Here is a 19,767-nt window from a genome sequence, read left to right on the forward strand (position 1 = left end):
CCGCGACACGCCGAAGGGCCCGCCGCTCCGACCGGGAGCGGCGGGCCCTTCCGTATGCCCTTCCGTCTGTCCTGCCTCGTGCCCTGCGGGTGTCCGCGTGCGGCCGTCTAGGACCGCGCGGAGGCCTTCGCGAGGCGCTGGCGGACCAGGGCCACCGCGATCACGAGCGCGGCCACCAGAAGCGAGAGCACGACCTGCTCGCGGGCGCTGCCCCCGTCGTACAGCATGTAGCCGAGGACGAAGACGATCATGCCGATGGTCGCCCAGGTCAGGTACGGGAAGAGCCACATCCGTACGACCAGCTTCTCCGGCGTCTCGCGCAGGATGATCCCGCGCATCTTCAGCTGGGTCACGCAGATGACCAGCCAGACGAAGAGCGCCACCGCGCCGGAGGAGTTCAGGAGGAAGGCGAAGACGGTGTCCGGCCACTTGTAGTTGAAGAAGACCGCGACGAAGCCGAAGACGACCGAGCCGAGGATCGCCGCCGTCGGCACGCCCCGCTTGTTGACCTTGGCGAAGCCCTTCGGCGCGTCGCCGCGACGGCCGAGCGAGAAGGCCATCCGGGAGGCGGTGTAGAGGCCCGAGTTCAGACAGGACAGGACGGCCGTGAGGACGATCACGTTCATGATCTGTCCGGCGTGGGCGATGCCGATGGAGTCGAGGGCGGCGACGTATGAGCCCTTCTCCAGGATCGACGTGTCGTTCCACGGCAGCAGCGTCAGGACGACGAAGATCGAGCCCAGGTAGAAGACCGCGATCCGCCAGATCACGCTGTTGGTGGCCTGCCGTACCGCCTTCTGCGGGTTCTCGGACTCGCCGGCGGCCAGGGTGACGATCTCGCTGCCCATGAAGGAGAAGACGACCATCAGGACACCGGTGAGGATCGAGCCCGCGCCCATCGGGAGGAAGCCCCCGGAATCGGTGAGGTGCGCGAACCCGGCGCCCGGGTTGTCCGAGCCGGGGAGCACGCCGAAGACGGCGAGCATCCCGATCACGACGAAGGCGGCGATGGCGACGACCTTGATCCCGGCGAACCAGAACTCGAACTCGCCGTACGAGGCGACGGAGCCCAGGTTGGTCGCGGTCAGGAGCACCATCACGATGAGGGCCCAGCCCCACTGCGGCACGGCCGGTATCCAGCTCTCCAGGATCTTCGCGCCCGCGGTCGCCTCGACGGCGAGCACGACGACCCAGAAGAACCAGTAGAGCCAGCCGATGCTGAAACCGGCCCAGCGGCCGAGTGCCTGGTCGGCGTAGGCGGAGAAGGAACCGGAGGAAGGCCGCGCGGCGGCCATCTCGCCGAGCATCCGCATCACGAAGACGACGAGGATGCCGACGAGCGCGTACGAGAGCAGGATCGCGGGCCCGGCGGCGGCGATGCCGGAGCCGGAGCCGACGAAGAGTCCGGCGCCGATGACACCGCCGATGGCGATCATCGACAGATGACGGTTCTTGAGTCCGGCCTTGAGGCCGTCGGGGGAGTGCGGAGCGCCGGTGGTTCCGGTCTCCGTGGCGTCCTGCGTGAGGGTCGGTTGCGTGTTCATCGACGCTTCCTCGTGTGTGGGGGGTGCTCGGGTCGCGAGCCCGAGCATTGAACCCCGGAGACGGGTGTGATCGGAAGGGTTCATTCCGGATCGTTGTACGAGCCACCTCGCGAGAGTCGAAGGTCCGTACCAAGTCGGGGGAAGGTCCCCACCCCGCTGCCTGTTCCCTGGCCTCAGGCGTGCCACACTCGGCATCATGCGCGTCTATATCGGTTCCGACCACGCCGGATTTGAACTAAAGAACCACCTCGTCGAGTGGCTCACGGCACACGGCCACGAGCCCGTCGACTGTGGCCCCCACATCTACGACGCCCTCGACGACTACCCGCCGTTCTGCCTGCGTGCCGCCGAGAAGACGGCCGCCGACCCGGACAGCCTGGGCATCGTCATCGGCGGCTCCGGCAACGGCGAGCAGATCGCCGCGAACAAGGTCAAGGGGGTCCGCGCCGCCCTCGCCTGGAGCGAGCAGACCGCCGCCCTCGGCCGCGAGCACAACAACGCCAACGTCGTCTCCGTCGGCGGCCGGATGCACACGCGGGAGGAGGCGACCAAGTTCGTCGAGATCTTCCTCGCCACCCCGTACTCCGGTGACGAGCGTCACACCCGCCGGATCGACATGCTCACCGCCTACGAGACCACCGGCGAGCTGCCCCCCATCCCGGCCCACCACCCGCAGGAGCCGACCGCCTGATGCCCGAAGGGCACACCATCCACCGACTGGCCGCCGACCACCGGGAACGGTTCGGCGGCCGGTCCGTGCGCGTCTCCAGCCCCCAGGGAAAGTTCTCCGACTCCGCCGCCCTCCTCGACGGCGCCGTCCTGGAGACCGCAGAGGCACACGGGAAGCACCTCTTCCTGAGCTTCCCCGGCACCGGCTGGGTCCACATCCACCTCGGCCTCTTCGGCAAGGTGAACTTCGGCGGCACCCCCGCCCCGCCCCCCGCCGACACCGTCCGGCTCCGCCTGGCGAACCCCGAGGGCCACGTCGACCTGCGCGGGCCCACCACGTGTGCCCTGATCACGGACGCCGAGAAGCAGGCGATACACGACCGCCTCGGCCCCGACCCGCTCCGCGCCGCCGACGACCCCGACCGCGCCTGGCGACGGATCTCCCGCTCCCGCACCACCATCGCCGCCCTGCTCCTGGACCAGAAGGTCATCGCGGGCGTCGGCAACGTCTACCGCGCCGAGGTCCTCTTCCGGCACGGCATCGACCCCTACCGCGCGGGCCGGGACCTCACCGCCGACGAGTGGGCCGCGATCTGGACCGACCTCGCCGCCCTCATGCGCGAAGGCGTCCGCCTCAACCGCATCGACACCGTCCGCCCCGAGCACACCCCCGAGGCCATGGGCCGCCCCCCGCGCGTCGACGACCACGGCGGCGAGGTCTACGTCTACCGCCGCGCCCGGCAGCCCTGCCACCTCTGCGGCACCCCCGTCCGCACCGCCGACCTCGCCGCCCGCAACCTCTTCTGGTGCCCGAGCTGCCAGCAGGGGTGACCAGGGCCCTGAGGGCCCTTCAGGGGCGCGTACGGAACCCGGGGCCTCCGGGGTGGGTGCGTACGGAGCCTCCGGGTGGGTGCGTACGGGGCCTCCGGGTGGCGCGTACGGACATCCCGCCCGCGCCCCCGAGAGCCCCCAGGGGCGCGCAAGGCCCCAGGCCTCCGCGCCCCCGAGACGAACCCCCCGCGCCCCCCGAAACGGGCCTCCCGCGCCCCTCAGAACCCGTGCGGCAGCCACGGCGCCACCGGCGAACCGAAGGCCACCGACGCCTCCGTGAGCGCGCCCTCCCGCAGCTCCCGCACCCGGCCCGCCCGCGCGAGCGCCGCCAGCGACACCCCGCCCAGATAGGCCGCCCCCAACTCCCGTACGGACAAGGCCAGATCGGGCGCTTCCCCGGTCCGCTCGCACCGTGCGCCCTTCGCGTCCCCGGTCAGCCGCCAACGCCCCGCGTTCCACGGGCAGAACGCGTCCTCCACCTCGAACACCACGTCCACCGGAGCCTGGTACGTCCGCGCCCCAAGCGCCGCGCCCACCTCCACCAGCCGCACGAACAGCGCCTCCCGCGACGTCGGCTCACAGCGCTGCGGATCCGACACCAGGTACTGCCAGACGTCGTCCACCGGCCGCGCGAACAGCCGCACCCGCGCCGTCAGGTCCACCGAGCAGAGGAACCGCCACAGCGCCCCCTCCGCCGCCGGATCGAGCCCCATCACCTGACGCACCAGCACCGAACCGTCCGGACCCGCCGTCGTCCACTGCGGCCGCACCGCGTAATGGGCGAAGCCCACCACCCGGCCCGCCCGCTCCGCGAGCACGCACAACCGGGGCGAGGCACCCTCCCGGCCACCCGGCGGATCGAGCAGCGGCAGCCGCTCCCAGCCGGGCCGCCGCGCCAGCATCCCCGGCCGCGACGGCACCAGACGCGCGTACACCTCCTCGCACGCCGCCGCCGACTCCGCCGGGGAAGCCGCCCGCAGCGTCACCCCGTCCGCGCCCTCCGGCACCGCGAGCCGCACCCGCGCCGTGTCGATGGTCGCCTGCGCGGAGAACGTCGCCCCGCCGTACCCGAACCGCCCGTAGATCCCCGGCTCCGAAGCCGTGAGCACCGCGAGCGGCTCACCCCCCGCGCGCACGTCGTCCAGCTGGCGCCGCATCATCGAGGTCAGGATCCCGCGCCTGCGGTGCGTCCCCGCCACCGACACCATCGTCACCCCGGCCGCCGGGACCGAGGCGCCGCCAGGAACCGTCAACCGGAACGAGAAGGCGCCCGCCGTCCCCACGCACAGATCCCCGTCCCACGCCCCGAGGGACCGCTCGGGCTCGGTCAGTTCCCGCCAGAGCGCCCGCTCCTCCGGCTCCTCCGCCACCCCTCCGAACGCCAGCTCCAGCACTCCGTACCAGCGGTCCCAGTCATCCGGATCGAGAACCCTCAGTTCCATCGTCATATGCCATCGATATCAGCGCCCCGTGCCCGAGGCGACCCGATTTCGCGCACCTTGTCACCGGGGTACCCCTGCACGGAACCCGGCGGGATCGATAGGGTCCAGGCCAATGGGACACCGCGCCGGAAGGAACACATACGCGGCCCGGCTGGGCAGACGCGTCCGCCGGGTCCGCAACGCGCTGCGCAAAACAGGAGTCGACTACTTCCGCGGCGACGGCTCCGACCGGCTCGCCTTCGCCGGACTGTTCCTGGCGATCCCGGCCATCGCCTGCGCCACCCTCTACAACTCCGTCTGGTGCGCCCCCACCGCGCTCGTCCTGCCCATCGTGGCCGGGGGACTGCTGCTGCGCCCCGCCAGCCTGCTCGGTCTGTACGCGACCGCCGCCGGCGCCCTCATCGTCGAGTCCGTCGTCCTCGGCCCGTACACCCAGGGCCCCGCCCGGGTCACCCCCGGCACCGTCCTCGTCGTCGCCGCCTGCGGTCTCTTCGGACTGCTCATCGCCCAGTTCAGAGCCCGCGTCGGAGTGCCCTGGCGGCGCGGCGGCACCATGCTCTTCGACCTGCGCGAACGCATCCGGGTCCAGAGCGCACTGCCCCGCCTGCCCAAGGGCTGGCACCGCGAGATGGCCCTGCGCCCGGCCGGCGGACAGTCCTTCTCCGGCGACTTCGTCGTCGCCGCCCGCACCCACGCCGGACGCATCCTCGAAGTCGTCCTCACCGACGTCTCCGGCAAGGGCATGGACGCCGCCTCCCGCTCCCTGCTGCTCTCCGGCGCCTTCGGCGGACTCCTCGGCTCCCTCCCGCCGCACGGCTTCCTGACCGCGGCCAACGGCTATCTCCTCCGCCAGGACTGGGACGAGGGCTTCGCCACCTCGATCCACCTCGTCCTCGACCTGGACTCCGGCGACTACGAGCTGTACTCGGCCGGACATCTGCCCGCCCTCCAGCTCCACGCGGGCAGCGGACGCTGGGAGGAGAAGTCCGGTGACGGCCCCCTCCTCGGCGTCTACGACGGCGCCGAGTTCCACCCCGTCAAGGGCTCGCTGAACACCGGCGACGTCCTCATGCTCTTCACCGACGGCCTGGTCGAGGCCGCCGACCGGGACATCGCCGAGGGCATCGACCGCCTCACCGGAGAGGCCGACCGCTGCGTCGCCGAGGGCTTCGAGGGCGTCGCCTGGCACCTGATCGAAGCCGTGGCCAAGGACGTCAACGACGACCGCGCCCTGCTGCTCATCTCCCGCCCCGTGACGTGATCTTCCGCACGACGGTCCGTCACCCGGCAGCGCCCCCGAGGGGGTTGGTGGCACGATGGAAGGAGTGGGGGCGCTCGGAGAGCCGGGGTCCCAGGCGGACTGAGCGGGACCGAGCGAGGGTGTGATCCGACGTGGCCATTTCACTGTCTGTGGTGTTGCTGCTGGCAATCGTCATGGTGGTACTGATCCGGGGCGGCAGCCTCAAGGCGGGCCCCGCCGTCATCGCGGTCCTCTTCGGCTTCTTCCTCGCCTCCACCGGCATGGCCGACGACATCCAGCGTTTTCTCGACTCGATAACGCAGACCGTCGCGTCCATCAAGTTCTGACCGGGAAACGCCCGAGGGCCGGTCCGGAGAGAAATCTCCGGACCGGCCCTCGGTACGTGGAGCGGGTGACGGGAATCGAACCCGCGTAGCTAGTTTGGAAGACTAGTGCTCTACCATTGAGCTACACCCGCGCAGCGTCGCGCCGCAGGTCGCGAGGACCTCGGCACGAGGAGCATGTTAGCGGTTCCCGGGGCCTTCGCGCACACCCGGAAAAACAAGAGGCGCCGCACAGTCTCCGTCCATGTACCCTACGTGTCGCACCGACGGGGTGTGGCGCAGCTTGGTAGCGCGTCCGCTTTGGGAGCGGAAGGCCGTGGGTTCAAATCCCGCCACCCCGACCATGACGATCACGCGCACGGCTCGCGCGCTCTTGATCACGTTGTGGGCGTCATCCCGCTTGCGGTTACTATGCAAGCTGCGTGCCCGTGTGTCTTTCTGACCGGGCCGACCCGCCGGGACCGTCACACACGGGACCGGCGGATTTCCAGGAATCAGCCACAAGGAGACCGAACCGTGAAGAGCGCCGTGGAGACCCTGAACCCGACTCGGGTTCGGCTCACTGTCGAGGTGCCCTTCGAGGAGCTCAAGGACAGCCTCGACGCGGCGTACAAGAAGATCAACCAGCAGGTCACGGTCAAGGGCTTCCGTAAGGGCAAGATCCCTGCTCGCGTGATCGACCAGCGGTTCGGCCGCGGCGCCGTGCTGGAAGAGGCCGTCAACGACGCGCTCCCGAAGTTCTACACCGAGGCCGTGAACGAGGCCGAGGTCAACCCGCTCGGCCAGCCCGAGGTCGACATCACCGAGCTGAAGGACGGCGAGCTGCTGGCCTTCACCGCCGAGGTCGACATCCGCCCGACGATCGAGATCCCGGACTACTCCGGCATCGAGGTCACCGTCGACGCGGTCGAGGTCACCGACGAGGACGTCGAGAAGTCCGTGGAACAGCTCCGCGAGCGCTTCGCCTCGACCTCCCCGGTCGAGCGCGCCGCCCAGGACGGCGACGTCGTGACCGTGGACCTGCAGGCCAAGGTCGACGGCGAGGTCCTGCCCGACGGCGTCGCCGACGGCGTCTCGTACACGATCGGCTCGGGCGAGCTGCTCGACGGCATCGACGAGGCCGTCAAGGGCCTGGAGGCCGGTGGCGAGGCCACCTTCACCTCCCAGCTGAAGGGCGGCTCCGCCGAGGGCAAGGACGCGGAGGTCACCGTCAAGGTCACCGCCGTCGCCGCCCGTGAGCTTCCCGAGCTGGACGACGAGTTCGCGCAGCTCGCCTCGGAGTTCGACACCCTCGACGAGCTGAAGGCCGACAGCCGCAAGCGACTTGAGAACATGAAGCAGTTCGACCAGGCCACCCAGGCCCAGGAGCGCGTCCTCGACGAGCTGCTCAAGCTGGTCGAGGTCCCGATGCCCGAGAAGCTTCTCGAGGACGAGATCAACACCCGCAAGCACAACCTGGAGCACCACCAGCTCGGCCAGATGGGCCTCGACCTCGCCAAGTACCTGGAGCTCCAGGGCAAGACCGAGGAAGAGTTCCTGGCCGAGACCAAGGAGCAGGCCGAGAAGGGCATCAAGACCCAGTTCATCCTCGACGAGCTGGTCAACCGGGAGAAGCTGGACGTCTCCCGCGAGGAGCTCACCGAGCACCTGTTCCGCCGTGCCGCCTCCTCCGGCATGAGCCCCGACCAGTTCGCCCAGGCCGTGGCCGAGGGCGGCCAGGTTCCGATGCTCGTCGGCGAGGTCGCCCGCGGCAAGGCCCTCGCGGTCGTCGTCGAGGCCGCCAAGGTCGTCGACGGCAACGGCGAGGTCGTCGACCTCTCGGACGACGAGGACGAGACCGAGAACGCCGCCGAGGCCGTCACCGGCGAGACCGAGGTCTCCGAGGACAAGTAAGGGCCCGCACCCGCGGACCCTGCCCCATGGGCCCGTGCGCACTCCTGTGCGCACGGGCCCATGGCCGTCCCCGGGGCCCCTTACACCCGCCCAACTACCTTGCGCTCCCAGCGAACAGTTCGGGAACCGGGATGGCGTTGTCCTACCTGCGCGTTAGGGTCCATGAATACGAGGGCGGTGCCCTCGGAACGACACGCGGAGACGGCTCTGGCCGTCGGAGACGAGCAGGTGGATACGTGACGAATCTGAAGCCTTACGCCGCGGGTGAGCCGTCCATCGGTGGCGGCCTCGGCGACCATGTCTACAACCGGCTGCTCGGCGAGCGCATCATCTTCCTCGGCCAGCAGGTCGACGACGATATCGCCAACAAGATCACCGCTCAGATGCTCCTCCTGGCCGCCGACCCGGGGAAGGACATCTTCCTCTACATCAACAGCCCCGGCGGCTCGGTGACGGCCGGCATGGCGGTCTACGACACCATGCAGTACATCCCGAACGACGTCGTCACCATCGGCATGGGCATGGCGGCCTCCATGGGCCAGTTCCTGCTCACCGGCGGCACCCCCGGCAAGCGCTTCGCCCTGCCGAACACGGACATCCTGATGCACCAGGGCTCCGCCGGCATCGGCGGCACGGCCTCGGACATCAAGATCCAGGCCGAGTACCTGCTCCGCACGAAGAAGCGCATGGCCGAGATCACCGCGCACCACTCCGGCCAGACCGTCGAGGCGATCATCCGCGACGGCGACCGCGACCGCTGGTACACCGCGGAGGAGGCCAAGGAATACGGCCTCATCGACGACATCATCACGCATGCCGCGGGTGTTCCGGGCGGCGGCGGCACGGGCGCCTGAGCGCCGCCCCGCCGAAGAGCCCCAGCCCCCCGCCGAACGCCACCAGGACGGTGAACACCCAGATGCAGAACAACCTCTCCCCGAGCGGCCTCTACACCGGCGCGCCGATGGACAACCGCTACATCGTGCCCCGCTTCGTCGAGCGCACCTCGCAGGGCGTGCGCGAGTACGACCCGTACGCGAAGCTCTTCGAGGAGCGCGTGATCTTCCTCGGCGTGCAGATCGACGACGCCTCGGCCAACGACGTCATGGCGCAGCTGCTGTGCCTGGAGTCGATGGACCCCGACCGTGACATCTCGATCTACATCAACAGCCCCGGTGGTTCCTTCACCGCGCTGACGGCGATCTACGACACCATGCAGTTCGTGAAGCCGGACATCCAGACGGTCTGCATGGGCCAGGCGGCCTCCGCCGCGGCCGTGCTGCTCGCCGCCGGCACCCCCGGCAAGCGGATGGCCCTGCCGAACGCGCGCGTGCTGATCCACCAGCCCTCCGGCGGCACCGGCCGTGAGCAGCTCTCCGACCTGGAGATCGCGGCCAACGAGATCCTGCGCATGCGCAGCCAGCTGGAGGAGATGCTGGCCAAGCACTCCTCGACGCCGATCGAGAAGATCCGCGACGACATCGAGCGCGACAAGATCCTGACGGCCGAGGACGCCCTGGCGTACGGTCTGGTGGACCAGATCGTCTCGACGCGCAAGAGCACCGCCGGGGCACACTGACGCCCGACCTTCCCCTGGCACGGTCTTGTGGCCGAATCGCGACCATGTGAACCGTGCCAAGGGGGGCCCGAACGAGGGGCCCGGCAAGGTACCGTCGAATATGAGGCACCAGGAGTCGCTGAACCAGGCGCTCCCAGGCGAAGGGGAAGCACCTCGTGGCACGCATCGGTGATGGCGGCGATCTGCTCAAGTGCTCGTTCTGCGGAAAGAGCCAGAAGCAGGTGAAGAAGCTCATCGCGGGACCCGGTGTGTACATCTGCGACGAGTGCATCGACCTCTGCAACGAGATCATCGAGGAGGAACTCGCGGAGACGAGCGAGGTGCGCTGGGAGGAACTTCCCAAGCCTCGTGAGATCTACGAGTTCCTTGAGGGGTACGTCGTCGGGCAGGAGCCCGCGAAGAAGGCCCTCTCGGTCGCGGTGTACAACCACTACAAGCGCGTCCAGGCCGGGGAGAACGGCGGCGCGCAGGGCCGGGACGACGCCATCGAGCTGGCCAAGTCCAACATTCTGCTGCTCGGCCCCACGGGCTCGGGCAAGACGCTCCTCGCGCAGACCCTGGCCCGGATGCTCAACGTCCCGTTCGCCATCGCCGACGCGACGGCGCTGACGGAGGCCGGCTATGTCGGCGAGGACGTCGAGAACATCCTGCTGAAGCTGATCCAGGCGGCCGACTACGACGTCAAGAAGGCCGAGACCGGGATCATCTACATCGACGAGATCGACAAGGTCGCCCGCAAGAGCGAGAACCCGTCGATCACGCGCGACGTCTCGGGCGAGGGCGTGCAGCAGGCCCTGCTGAAGATCCTGGAGGGCACCACCGCCTCCGTGCCGCCGCAGGGCGGACGGAAGCACCCGCACCAGGAGTTCATCCAGATCGACACGACGAACGTGCTCTTCATCGTGGGCGGCGCCTTCGCCGGCCTTGAGAAGATCATCGAGTCGCGGGCGGGCGCCAAGGGCATCGGTTTCGGGGCGACCATCCGCTCCAAGCGCGAGATCGAGGCGAGCAACCAGTTCCAGGAGGTCATGCCGGAGGACCTGGTGAAGTTCGGGATGATCCCCGAGTTCATCGGCCGCCTCCCCGTGATCACCTCGGTCCACAACCTGGACCGCGAGGCGCTCCTCCAGATCCTCGTCGAGCCGCGCAACGCGCTGGTGAAGCAGTACCAACGCCTCTTCGAACTCGACGGTGTGGAGCTGGACTTCGACCGCCCGGCCCTGGAGGCCATCGCCGACCAGGCGATCCTGCGCGGCACCGGCGCGCGTGGCCTGCGCGCCATCATGGAGGAGGTCCTCCAGTCGGTGATGTACGAGGTCCCGTCCCGCAAGGACGTGGCCCGGGTCGTCATCACGGCGGACGTCGTCCGTGACAACGTCAACCCGACGCTGGTCCCGCGGATCGTGAAGAACGACGGCAGGCACGAGAAGTCGGCCTGAGCCGCACGGCCGTCCGGCCCGTACGCACGTACACGAGAGGGGGCGCCCCGCCGACCGGCGGAGCGCCCCCTTCGTCATGCGCGGGGCCGCAGGCGCGGGGCCGTCAGATCTTGACGCGGACTTCCTTGCGGAGCTTCGCGGCGAGCGCGGCCGCCTCCTCCGGCGGGGTGGCCTTGCCCGCGAGCAGCGAGGCGGTGTCGATCGGGACGACCAGGGCGACCGTGCTGTGGTCGGCCCACACGCACATCGTCATGGTCGTCGCGGGCATGCCCGCCGAGGTGTCGGCCTTCGTCTTGAGCTGCTGGCACTTCAGGACGGCGCCGTCGAGCCCCTCGGGCTTGTACGCCTGCGGGCTGCCGATCAGTTCGCCCGAATCGGGGTCGCTCTTCTGCTTCTCGGCCTCGGCCTTGGAGGAGGCGAAGAGGGCGTCCACGACCTTCTCCGGGTCGTCGATCTCGCCGTAGAGGCCGTTGAACTGGATCATCTTGCTCGCCAGCGGGTTCTCCGCGTTCCCCGTCTGGTAGGTGCCGGAGACCTCCTTGGCGTTCTTGACGCCGTTCTTCTCGGCCTCCTTCAGGGACTCCTTCTCGGTGGACTTCTCGGTGCCGGGCGCCTTCTTGTACTCGCCGAGGACCGTCTCCGGGGTGATCAGCTTGTGCGGGCCGTCGTCCGCGACCGAGGAGCCGCCGCCCCCGCCCAGCACGAAGTACGCCCCCACGCCGAGCGCGGCGACGATCGCGATCCCGCCGATGATCCAGCCTGCCTTGGACTTCTTCGGGGCAGGCGGCGGCGGGAAGCCGCCAGGGCCGCCCTGCGGGGCGCCGTACGGGGGCTGCTGAGCGTAGGGGCCGGGCTGCTGCGGCGGCTGCCCGTACGGGCCGGGCTGCTGGCCGTACGGCCCAGGCTGCTGCTGGGGCGGGTAGCCGTAGCCGGGCTGCTGCGGCGGGACGCCCTGGGGGGCCTGCTGGGGGTACCCGTATCCCGGCTGGGGGGCCTGCGGCTGACCCCCGTAGGGGCCGGGCTGCGGCTGGCCGTACGGGCCCGGCTGGCCGTAGGGGCCGGGCTGCTGGTGCGGCTGGCCGCCGTACGGGCCCGGCTGGTTGTTGCTCATCGACAGGTTCCCCTCACAGGATGTTTATGCCTGTCGAACATCCTGGCGGAATCCAGTCCCTCGCGTCGCGGCGGGGCGCCACACCGTTACCGAACAATCGAGTTTCAGGTCCGTGCGGTGACACCTCTAAACTGGGCCCGTGACCGAGAACACTCAGCAGCAGACAGCGCCCACCACCGAACTGCCGACCCAGTACGCGCCGGCCGAGGTAGAGGGGCCGTTGTACGAGCGCTGGGTGGAGCGCGGGTACTTCGAGGTGGACGCGAAGAGCGAGAAGCCCGCGTACACCATCGTGATCCCGCCGCCGAACGTCACCGGCTCCCTCCACCTGGGCCACGCCTTCGAGCACACGCTGATCGACGCCCTCACCCGCCGCAAGCGCATGCAGGGCTTCGAGACGCTCTGGCAGCCGGGCATGGACCACGCCGGTATCGCCACCCAGAACGTCGTCGAGCGTGAACTCGCCAAGGAGGGCAAGTCCCGGCACGACCTGGGCCGCGAGGCCTTCGTCGAGCGCGTCTGGGAGTGGAAGGCCGAGTCCGGCGGTCAGATCGCCGGCCAGATGCGGCGCCTCGGCGAGGGCCTGGCCTGGAGCCGGGACCGCTTCACCATGGACGAGGGCCTGTCCCGTGCCGTCCAGACCGTCTTCAAGAAGATGTTCGACGACGGCCTGATCTACCGCGCCGAGCGCATCATCAACTGGTGCCCGCGCTGTCTGACGGCCATCTCCGACATCGAGGTCGACTACCAGGACGACGACGGCGAGCTCGTCTCCATGCAGTACGGCGAGGGCGACGAGACCATCGTCGTCGCCACGACCCGCGCCGAGACGATGCTGGGCGACACGGCCGTCGCCGTCCACCCCGACGACGAGCGCTACGCCCACCTGGTCGGCAAGCGGATCAAGCTGCCGCTGACCGACCGTACGATCCCGGTCGTCGCCGACACGCACGTCGACCCGGAGTTCGGCACCGGCGCCGTCAAGGTGACCCCGGCGCACGACCCGAACGACTTCGCCATCGGCCAGCGCCACGACCTGGAGACCATCGAGGTCCTCGACGAGCGCGGTGTGATCACCGTCCACGGCCCCTTCCAGGGCCTGGACCGCTTCGAGGCGCGCTCCGCGATCGTCGCCGCCCTGCGCGCCGAGGGCCGGATCGTCGCCGAGAAGCGCCCGTACGTCCACTCCGTCGGCCACTGCTCCCGCTGCAAGACGACGCTGGAGCCCCGTCTGTCGATGCAGTGGTGGGTCAAGGTCGAGACCCTCGCCAAGGCCGCCGGTGACGCCGTCCGCGACGGCCGGGTCGACATCCACCCGGCCGACATGTCGCAGCGCTACTTCGACTGGGTCGACAACCTCAACGACTGGTGCATCTCGCGCCAGCTGTGGTGGGGCCACCGCATCCCCGTCTGGCACGGCCCGAACGGCGAGCTGGTCTGCGTCGGCCCGGACGAGCAGCCGCCCGCGGGCGAGGGCTGGACGCAGGACACCGACGTCCTCGACACCTGGTTCTCGTCCGGCCTGTGGCCGTTCTCGACGATGGGCTGGCCCGAGCGGACGCCGGAGCTGGAGAAGTTCTACCCGAACTCCGTCGTGGTCACCGGTTACGACCTCATGTTCTTCTGGGTCGCCCGGATGATGATGTTCGGTCTGTACGCGATGGACGGCCAGCCGCCGTTCCGCACCATCGCGTTCCACGGCATGGTCCGCGACGAGTTCGGCAAGAAGATGTCGAAGTCGTTCGGGAACACGGTCAACCCGCTGGACTGGATGGACAAGTACGGCTCCGACGCCCTGCGCTTCACCCTGGCCAAGGGCGCCAACCCGGGCGTCGACGTCCCGATCGGCGAGGACTGGGTCCAGGCGTCCCGGAACTTCGCCAACAAGATCTGGAACGCGACCCGCTTCGCGATGATGAACGGCGCCACGATCGAGGGCCCGCTGCCGGACGCCTCCGAGCTGTCGGCGACGGACCGCTGGATCCTGTCCCGGCTGAACGAGACGGTCGCGCAGGTCGACGCGTACTACGAGGACTACCAGTTCGCGAAGTTGAGCGAGGCGCTCTACCACTTCGCGTGGGACGAGGTCTTCGCCTGGTACGTCGAGCTGTCGAAGACCACGTTCTTCGCGGGCGGCGAGGGCGCCAAGGTCTCCGGCCGGGTCCTCGGCGAGGTCCTGGACGTCATGCTGCGGCTGCTGCACCCGATCGTCCCGTTCGTCACCGACACCCTGTGGACCACCCTCACCGGCGGCGAGTCGCTGGTGATCGCCGACTGGCCGAAGGACTCGGGCTTCCGCGACGAGGCCGCCGAGCGCGAGATCGAGCTGGTCCAGCGGGTCGTCACCGAGGTCCGCCGGTTCCGCAAGGACCAGGGGCTCAACGACGGCCAGAAGGTCCCGGCCCGCCTCGACCTGAGCGGTACGGAGCTGGCCCCGCACGAGGCCGCCATCCGGCAGATCCTGCGGCTCCAGCCGGAGGGCGAGGGCTTCGCCGCCACCGCCTCCCTGCCGGTCGCGGGCTGCACGGTCGCGCTCGACCTGTCGGGCACCATCGACGTGGCCGCCGAGCGCAAGCGTCTGGCGAAGGACCTCGCGGCGGCCGAGAAGGAGAAGGCCCAGGCCGAGGCCAAGCTCGGCAACGAGGCCTTCCTCGCGAAGGCCCCCGACAACGTCGTGGACAAGATCAAGGGCCGCCTCGCCAAGGCGGACGAGGACATCACCCGCATCCGGACCCAGCTGGACCGGCTTCCGCAGGCCTGACGCGGACGGGCCCGGGGCGCAGCCGCCAGGGCATAGGGGAAGGGCCCGGAACCACCGTTACGGTTCCGGGCCCTTCGCCGTACCCCTGCCGGGGCAGGTCGTCTCAGGACTCCGTGGCGACCGGGCCCACGCCCGCCGTCTCGGCGTTGCGGCGGGTCTTCGCCCAGCCGGTCCTGCCCCGGACCAGGCGCACGAAGCCCCGGGCCGAGACGATGAACAGGTGGTACGCGTACAGCCAGAGTGCGAAGCCCCACAGCAGCCCCTTGACCCGGGAGCGGTCGGGGGCGAACTCGCGCCGGTAGACCGGCCCCCACAGCAGGAACGGCACGACCGACGCAAGACCGAGCGCGAGCGCCAGCGGCCAGGCGGAGAGCAGCACTTCGGCAGCGCCGCCGCCGAGGACGAGCGCGAGCAGCATGAACAGCGTCAGGAGCAGGGTCGCGAGGTGGGCGATCGGCTGGAAGAAGGTGTACAGCGACTCCAGGACGCCCCCGGCCCGGTAGTGCCGGGAGCCGACGATCCGCCCCGCGTACCGCACGCACTGGATGTTCCCCTGCGCCCAGCGGGTGCGCTGGGTGAGGAAGCGGCGGGTGTACGGCAGCGCCTCCTGGGTGACCCAGGTGTCCGCCACATGGGTGAGGCGGTATCCGGCCAGGCGCATATGCAGGCCCAGCTCGTAGTCCTCCAGGAGGGCGTCCTGCTGCCAGGGGCGGCGCTCGGCGGCGGCGATCCGGTCGAGTGCGGTCAGCCGGGTGAACTGCCCGTTCCCGCCGAGACCGACCGAGCCGGTACGGCGGCGCAGCAGCTGCATGCCGGTGTTGGAGACGGCGAACTCGGCGTCCTGCATACGGATGAGCAGCCGCGCGTACGCGTTGGCGATCCGGCCGCCGTGATCGAGCGGGCGCTCGTCCTCGACGTTCCGCATCCGGACCCCGATCTGCACCCCGCCCGTCTCCGGGTCGCCGAAGGCCTCGGGCCCGCTGACCCGGGCGAGGGCGCCGGGGGAGAGCTGCCCGTCGGCGTCGACGACGCAGACGATCACCCGGGACCGGTCCGCCGCCGGGTCCAGGTGCCCGTTCAGGGCCGCGTAGGCCGCGTTGAGCGCGGCGCCCTTGCCGATCCGGGCGTCGGGGCGGCGGCGCGAGACGAGATGGACCAGCGGGTCGCGCTCGGCGAGCGCGCGGACGATCGGCGCGGTGAGGTCGTCGCTCGCGTCGTCGATGACCCAGACGTGCCCCTCGGGGAAGCCGCCGCGCAGCCGGGTGACGGTCGTCGCGATGACGGCCTCCTCGTCCCGGCAGGGAACGAGGAAATGCCAGTCGAACACGGCCGGGTCGCCGGGCTCCGAGGGACGGCGCCGCGCGTACGCGTGCCGGGACCCGGCCCAGTAGACGAGGAATCCGGCGAGGAGGAGGAAGGGGAAGACGTACAGGAAGAGGGAGAGGCTCATCGTGGGGTTTTCGCGGGTGCTCGTGAAGTTCGACGGGGGTGCACGGGGTTCTGTGAGGCTTTACGCGTGGGGTGTCGGGAGGGGCCTCGGTCAGGCCGCGGTGGCGTGGCCGGGGGCCGGGAGCGTCGCCTGCTCCGCGCCCCGCTCGGTGACGAGGTCACGGAGCAGGCCGGCGATCCGGTGCGAGGCGGTGCCGTCGCCGTAGGGGCTGGGGAGGGTGCCCAGACGGCGCAGTCCCGGCCTGCCCTCGGCGAGCCGGCGGCGGGCCGCCGTGCCGATGCCGGGGCCGGGCGGCACCAGATCGGCGAAGTCGGCGAGCGACTCGGGGCGCTCGGTGGAGCGGCGGACCACGACCAGCGGGCGGCCGAGGACGGTCGTCTCCTCCTGGATGCCGCCGGAGTCGGAGACGATGAGGGCCGCGTGCCGGGCCAGGGCGAGGAAGGTGCCGTAACCGGCCGGGGGCAGCACGGTCAGCCCGTCGAGGAGGTGCGCGAGACCGGCGCTCTCCGCGCGGGCGCGGGTGCGGGGGTGGAGGGGGAGGACGACCGGCAGTTCGCGGGCGAGCCCGGCCAGCTCCTCCAGCACGGCGGCGAGGGCGGCCGGGTCGTCGGTGTTCTCGGGGCGGTGGACGGTCGCCAGGACGTAGCCGTCGGGGACCAGACCGCTGACGGCGAGCAGCCGGGCGCGCTCCTCCGGCGGCGGAAGGTGGTCCTGGACGGCTTCGACGACGGTGTTGCCGGTGACGGCGATCCGCTCGTCCGCGATGCCCTCGGCGAGGAGCAGGGCGCGGTTGTCGGGGGTCGCCGCGCACAGGACGTCGGCGAGCCGGTCGATGAGGACCCGGTTGTGCTCCTCGGGCATCGCCCGGTCGTGGCTGCGGAGCCCCGCTTCGACGTGGACGAGCGGCAGGGCGCGGGCGTTGGCGGCGAGCGCGCCCGCGAGAGCCGCGTTGGTGTCGCCCTGGACGACGACGGCGAGCGGCGGTTCGGCGGCGAACAGCTCGTCGAGCCCGGCGAGGGCGGCGGCCACCTGTACGGCGCGCGGCCGGCCGCCGACCCCCGTCAGATACTCGGGCTCGGGCAGTCCCAGCTCGGCCAGGAAGGCACCGGAGAGCGCCTCGTCGTAGTGCTGGCCGGTGTGCACGACCCGGGCGGCCGGACCGAGGGCCCGGATCAGCTCGGCGAGCTTCACCAGCTCGGGACGGGTGCCGAGGACGACGGCGACGCTACGGGCGGGAAGGGTCTTCATGCCCTTGACGCTGCCGGGCGTCGGTCGCGCACTGCGGTGGCGCACGGTTGCGGGACGGTTGCCTTCGGCGCGAGGGGCTGTCGTCTTCGCCACGGGGCGGGGGCGGGGGCGGGCGCGGGGCGGGCGCGTGGCGTGAGCGGGGCGCCCGGGGGGAAGGGGGGCGGGGCTGCGGCGGGGGGCCTTCCGTACCGGTGGCCTGGGACTTTAGGCCCGGCCCGGCCCGGGGCGGGCGGGGAGAGCGGGGGCGGGGACGGCGGAGAGCGGGGGCGGGGACGGCGGGGCGCGGCCGGAGAGGGCGGTTACGGGGAGTCGGCCTGTCCTGCCGACGGTCGGGCCGTGCTCTCGTAGCGGTAGCCGAGGCCCCGGACCGACTCCAGGGGGTCGCGGGAGCCGGGGCCCCCGGCCGTGCGCAGCTTGCGGCGGAGGCGGAGCACCGCGAACTTCACCCGGTCCCGGCCGATCGCGGTGGTGTCGTCCCAGACCTGGTCGAGAAGCTGCTCCGTGGTGACCACCCGGCCCCGGTTGCGCACCAGGAGCCGGAGCAGCCGGTACTCGATGTCGCTCAGCCGGATCTCGCTGCCCTGCCAGAGCGCCGCCCGCCGCTCCGGGACGAGCCGCAGATCCTCCTCCACCGTCTCACCCGCCCACTGCCGGGGCCCCGACCTGCGCAGCAGCGCCTCGATCCGGGCCAGCAGCTCCGCGTGGTCGAAGGGCTTGACCAGATAGTCGTCGGCGCCCGAGCGCAGTGCCCGCACCCGGTCGTCGACCCCGCCGAGGCCCGAGAGGACCAGGACCGGCAGATCGCTCATGTCCCGGGTGCGGTCGAGCACCTCCCAGCCGTCCAGGGCGGGCAGCAGCAGATCGAGCAGCATCAGGGCGGGCCGCAGGGCGAAGAGCAGCCGCAGCGCCTCGCGTCCGTCGCCCGCGACGGAGACCTCGTAGCCGCGCCGGGTGAGCAGGACCCGCAGCGCGAGGGCCAGATCGGGGTCGTCCTCGACGACCAGGATTCCGGTCATGGGCGTCCGGTGACGGGCAGCCGTACGGTGAAGACCGCGCCCGGCCCGCCCTCGCGGTCGCGGACGGTGATCGTCCCGCCGTGCAGCCGTACGGTGTCGAGGGCGCCCGCCAGACCGAGACCGGTGCCGGGATAGCCGCCCCGGCGCGCGTTGGGGGCCCGGACGAACGCCGTGAAGATCTCCTCGTGGTATTCGAGCGGCACCCCGATCCCGTCGTCGCCGACCTCGATCGTCCAGTGGTCGGCGGCGGGTCTGCCGATCACCTCCACGAGCCCCTCGTCCGGGGTGAAGCGGAGCGCGTTGCCGAGCAGCTCCTCCAGGGCGCCGGTGAGCAGGCCCCCGTCGGCGAGGAGCGGCGGGCCGGTGGGCGGGCACTCGGCGACGACGCACGGCCCGCCGCCCCCGGCCCGCTGGAGCGCTTCGAGGACCACCCGTTCGATCAGCTCGTGGACGAGGACCGGGCCGATCCTGGGCTCCGTGACGGGGCCTCCGGCGGCGGTCCCCGGCAGCTGCTCGGCCACCGCCCGCATCCGCAGGGCACTGCGCCGGATGGCCTCGACGTACGAGGTCTGCTCCCGGCCGAGCGGGCCCCCGGCGGGGTCGAGGAGCAGTTCGGCGAAGCTCAGGACGGTGGCGAGCGGGGTCCGCAGCTCGTGCAGGGCCCGCCCGGCGAACGCGGCCCGCTCGTCGGCGAGCGCCGCCAGCTTGCGCACCTGCTCGTACAGGCCCTCCTCCGCCTCGGTCTCCCGGGTCACGTCCTCGACCAGCCACAGATGCCCGTACGAGCCGTCGCCGACGGGAGCGCGGCGGCGGCGCAGCGTCCGCCCGTCGCGCAGGTGGTAGTCGGTGGTACGGGTGACCGGGCCGTGGGTCTCGCTCTCCTCCAGGAGCCTGCGGCGCTCCTCCGGGCGGTCGAGCAGCCCCGCGAGATGGCCGACGACCCGGTCCCGGGGGGTGCCGGGGGAGAGGTCGACGCCCGGGGGCAGCCGCAGCAGGGCGGCGAAGCGGCGGTTGACCCTGACCACCCGGAGGTCCCGGTCGAGGAGGAGCGCAGCCTGGGGGAGGGCGTCGAGGAGCGCGGCGGTGAGGGACGGTCGCTCCGCTGATGTGTGGCGCACGTCTCCGAGTGAAACAAAAAAGGTGACGAAGTGCCCTATCTCACAGCAGACAGGACTTCAGCCTCACGGTGTCGGGACGAAAGGC

General features: G+C 71.0%; 16 protein-coding genes and 2 tRNA genes. 10 read left to right on the plus strand and 8 right to left on the minus strand.

Annotated elements, in window-relative coordinates:
* Window positions 1-107: 107 nt before the first annotated feature.
* A complete protein-coding gene (locus BU197_RS15305) occupies window positions 108-1,544 on the minus strand; it encodes an amino acid permease (protein ID WP_188268837.1) in 1,437 nt (478 codons plus the stop codon).
* Between the two features lie 196 nt (window positions 1,545-1,740).
* Here BU197_RS15305 and BU197_RS15310 point away from each other — a divergent pair, with 196 nt between their 5' ends.
* Both BU197_RS15310 and BU197_RS15315 read left to right on the plus strand, forming a co-directional pair.
* Window positions 1,741-2,235, plus strand: a complete 495-nt coding sequence (locus tag BU197_RS15310) for a ribose-5-phosphate isomerase (protein WP_188268838.1) — start codon at window positions 1,741-1,743, stop codon at window positions 2,233-2,235.
* Window positions 2,235-3,044 carry an Fpg/Nei family DNA glycosylase gene (locus BU197_RS15315; protein WP_188268839.1) on the plus strand — a complete coding sequence of 270 codons (810 nt, stop codon included), beginning with the start codon at window positions 2,235-2,237 and terminating at the stop codon, window positions 3,042-3,044. The genes BU197_RS15310 and BU197_RS15315 overlap by 1 nt, the downstream gene beginning before the upstream one ends.
* A 218-nt stretch (window positions 3,045-3,262) precedes the next feature.
* Here BU197_RS15315 and BU197_RS15320 read toward each other — a convergent pair whose 3' ends face one another.
* The gene (locus BU197_RS15320; RefSeq protein WP_188268840.1) at window positions 3,263-4,492 is read right to left on the minus strand and encodes a GNAT family N-acetyltransferase; all 1,230 of its coding nucleotides are present in this window, start codon (window positions 4,490-4,492) and stop codon (window positions 3,263-3,265) included.
* Window positions 4,493-4,598: 106 nt separating this feature from the next.
* Here BU197_RS15320 and BU197_RS15325 point away from each other — a divergent pair, with 106 nt between their 5' ends.
* Both BU197_RS15325 and BU197_RS15330 read left to right on the plus strand, forming a co-directional pair.
* Window positions 4,599-5,747, plus strand: a complete 1,149-nt coding sequence (locus tag BU197_RS15325) for a PP2C family protein-serine/threonine phosphatase (RefSeq protein ID WP_188268841.1) — start codon at window positions 4,599-4,601, stop codon at window positions 5,745-5,747.
* Window positions 5,748-5,878: 131 nt separating this feature from the next.
* Window positions 5,879-6,073, plus strand: coding sequence for a hypothetical protein (locus BU197_RS15330; protein ID WP_188268842.1), 195 nt, complete (start codon window positions 5,879-5,881; stop codon window positions 6,071-6,073).
* 57 nt (window positions 6,074-6,130) lie between these two features.
* Here the strand turns inward: BU197_RS15330 and BU197_RS15335 are convergent.
* A tRNA-Gly gene (locus BU197_RS15335) sits at window positions 6,131-6,204 on the minus strand.
* Window positions 6,205-6,337: 133 nt separating this feature from the next.
* Between BU197_RS15335 and BU197_RS15340 the strand changes: the two genes are divergently transcribed.
* The 5 genes from BU197_RS15340 (at window position 6,338) to clpX (ending at window position 10,978) form a co-directional block, all read left to right on the plus strand.
* A tRNA-Pro gene (locus BU197_RS15340) sits at window positions 6,338-6,414 on the plus strand.
* A 172-nt stretch (window positions 6,415-6,586) separates the two neighbouring features.
* The gene (gene tig, locus BU197_RS15345; protein WP_188268843.1) at window positions 6,587-7,963 is read left to right on the plus strand and encodes a trigger factor; all 1,377 of its coding nucleotides are present in this window, start codon (window positions 6,587-6,589) and stop codon (window positions 7,961-7,963) included.
* A gap of 236 nt (window positions 7,964-8,199) precedes the next feature.
* A complete protein-coding gene (locus BU197_RS15350) occupies window positions 8,200-8,817 on the plus strand; it encodes an ATP-dependent Clp protease proteolytic subunit (RefSeq protein ID WP_188268844.1) in 618 nt (205 codons plus the stop codon).
* Window positions 8,818-8,879: 62 nt separating this feature from the next.
* Window positions 8,880-9,539, plus strand: coding sequence for an ATP-dependent Clp protease proteolytic subunit (locus BU197_RS15355; RefSeq protein WP_188268845.1), 660 nt, complete (start codon window positions 8,880-8,882; stop codon window positions 9,537-9,539).
* Between the two features lie 155 nt (window positions 9,540-9,694).
* Entirely contained in the window at window positions 9,695-10,978 is a 1,284-nt protein-coding gene (gene clpX, locus BU197_RS15360; protein WP_188268846.1) for an ATP-dependent Clp protease ATP-binding subunit ClpX, read from the plus strand.
* 103 nt (window positions 10,979-11,081) lie between these two features.
* On the opposite strand, the gene BU197_RS15365 is transcribed toward clpX, so the two are convergent.
* Window positions 11,082-12,089, minus strand: coding sequence for a hypothetical protein (locus tag BU197_RS15365; protein WP_188268847.1), 1,008 nt, complete (start codon window positions 12,087-12,089; stop codon window positions 11,082-11,084).
* Between the two features lie 139 nt (window positions 12,090-12,228).
* Here BU197_RS15365 and BU197_RS15370 point away from each other — a divergent pair, with 139 nt between their 5' ends.
* Window positions 12,229-14,850, plus strand: coding sequence for a valine--tRNA ligase (locus BU197_RS15370; RefSeq protein ID WP_188268848.1), 2,622 nt, complete (start codon window positions 12,229-12,231; stop codon window positions 14,848-14,850).
* Between the two features lie 103 nt (window positions 14,851-14,953).
* Here BU197_RS15370 and BU197_RS15375 read toward each other — a convergent pair whose 3' ends face one another.
* From BU197_RS15375 to BU197_RS31335, 4 genes are all read right to left on the minus strand, one after another.
* Window positions 14,954-16,300, minus strand: coding sequence for a glycosyltransferase family 2 protein (locus BU197_RS15375; RefSeq protein WP_188268849.1), 1,347 nt, complete (start codon window positions 16,298-16,300; stop codon window positions 14,954-14,956).
* Between the two features lie 90 nt (window positions 16,301-16,390).
* Window positions 16,391-17,548, minus strand: coding sequence for a non-hydrolyzing UDP-N-acetylglucosamine 2-epimerase (gene wecB, locus BU197_RS15380; protein ID WP_188268850.1), 1,158 nt, complete (start codon window positions 17,546-17,548; stop codon window positions 16,391-16,393).
* Window positions 17,549-17,847: 299 nt separating this feature from the next.
* The gene (locus BU197_RS15385) at window positions 17,848-18,564 is read right to left on the minus strand and encodes a response regulator transcription factor (protein ID WP_188268851.1); all 717 of its coding nucleotides are present in this window, start codon (window positions 18,562-18,564) and stop codon (window positions 17,848-17,850) included.
* Window positions 18,561-19,682, minus strand: coding sequence for an ATP-binding protein (locus BU197_RS31335; protein WP_188268852.1), 1,122 nt, complete (start codon window positions 19,680-19,682; stop codon window positions 18,561-18,563). The genes BU197_RS15385 and BU197_RS31335 overlap by 4 nt, the downstream gene beginning before the upstream one ends.
* Window positions 19,683-19,767: the final 85 nt, after the last annotated feature.

This window comes from Streptomyces sp. CBMA291, from assembly GCF_014596525.1.
Taxonomy (GTDB): Bacteria; Actinomycetota; Actinomycetes; order Streptomycetales; family Streptomycetaceae; genus Streptomyces.

What these genes read in the sequence shown, in the direction of transcription:
- BU197_RS15305 (WP_188268837.1), bottom strand. Translation starts at nt 1,544, where the DNA reads ATGAACACGCAACCGACCCTCACGCAGGACGCCACGGAGACCGGAACC.
- BU197_RS15310 (WP_188268838.1), top strand. Translation starts at nt 1,741, where the DNA reads ATGCGCGTCTATATCGGTTCCGACCACGCCGGATTTGAACTAAAGAAC.
- BU197_RS15315 (WP_188268839.1), top strand. Translation starts at nt 2,235, where the DNA reads ATGCCCGAAGGGCACACCATCCACCGACTGGCCGCCGACCACCGGGAA.
- BU197_RS15320 (WP_188268840.1), bottom strand. Translation starts at nt 4,492, where the DNA reads ATGACGATGGAACTGAGGGTTCTCGATCCGGATGACTGGGACCGCTGG.
- BU197_RS15325 (WP_188268841.1), top strand. Translation starts at nt 4,599, where the DNA reads ATGGGACACCGCGCCGGAAGGAACACATACGCGGCCCGGCTGGGCAGA.
- BU197_RS15355 (WP_188268845.1), top strand. Translation starts at nt 8,880, where the DNA reads ATGCAGAACAACCTCTCCCCGAGCGGCCTCTACACCGGCGCGCCGATG.
- BU197_RS15365 (WP_188268847.1), bottom strand. Translation starts at nt 12,089, where the DNA reads ATGAGCAACAACCAGCCGGGCCCGTACGGCGGCCAGCCGCACCAGCAG.
- BU197_RS15375 (WP_188268849.1), bottom strand. Translation starts at nt 16,300, where the DNA reads ATGAGCCTCTCCCTCTTCCTGTACGTCTTCCCCTTCCTCCTCCTCGCC.
- wecB (WP_188268850.1), bottom strand. Translation starts at nt 17,548, where the DNA reads ATGAAGACCCTTCCCGCCCGTAGCGTCGCCGTCGTCCTCGGCACCCGT.
- BU197_RS15385 (WP_188268851.1), bottom strand. Translation starts at nt 18,564, where the DNA reads ATGACCGGAATCCTGGTCGTCGAGGACGACCCCGATCTGGCCCTCGCG.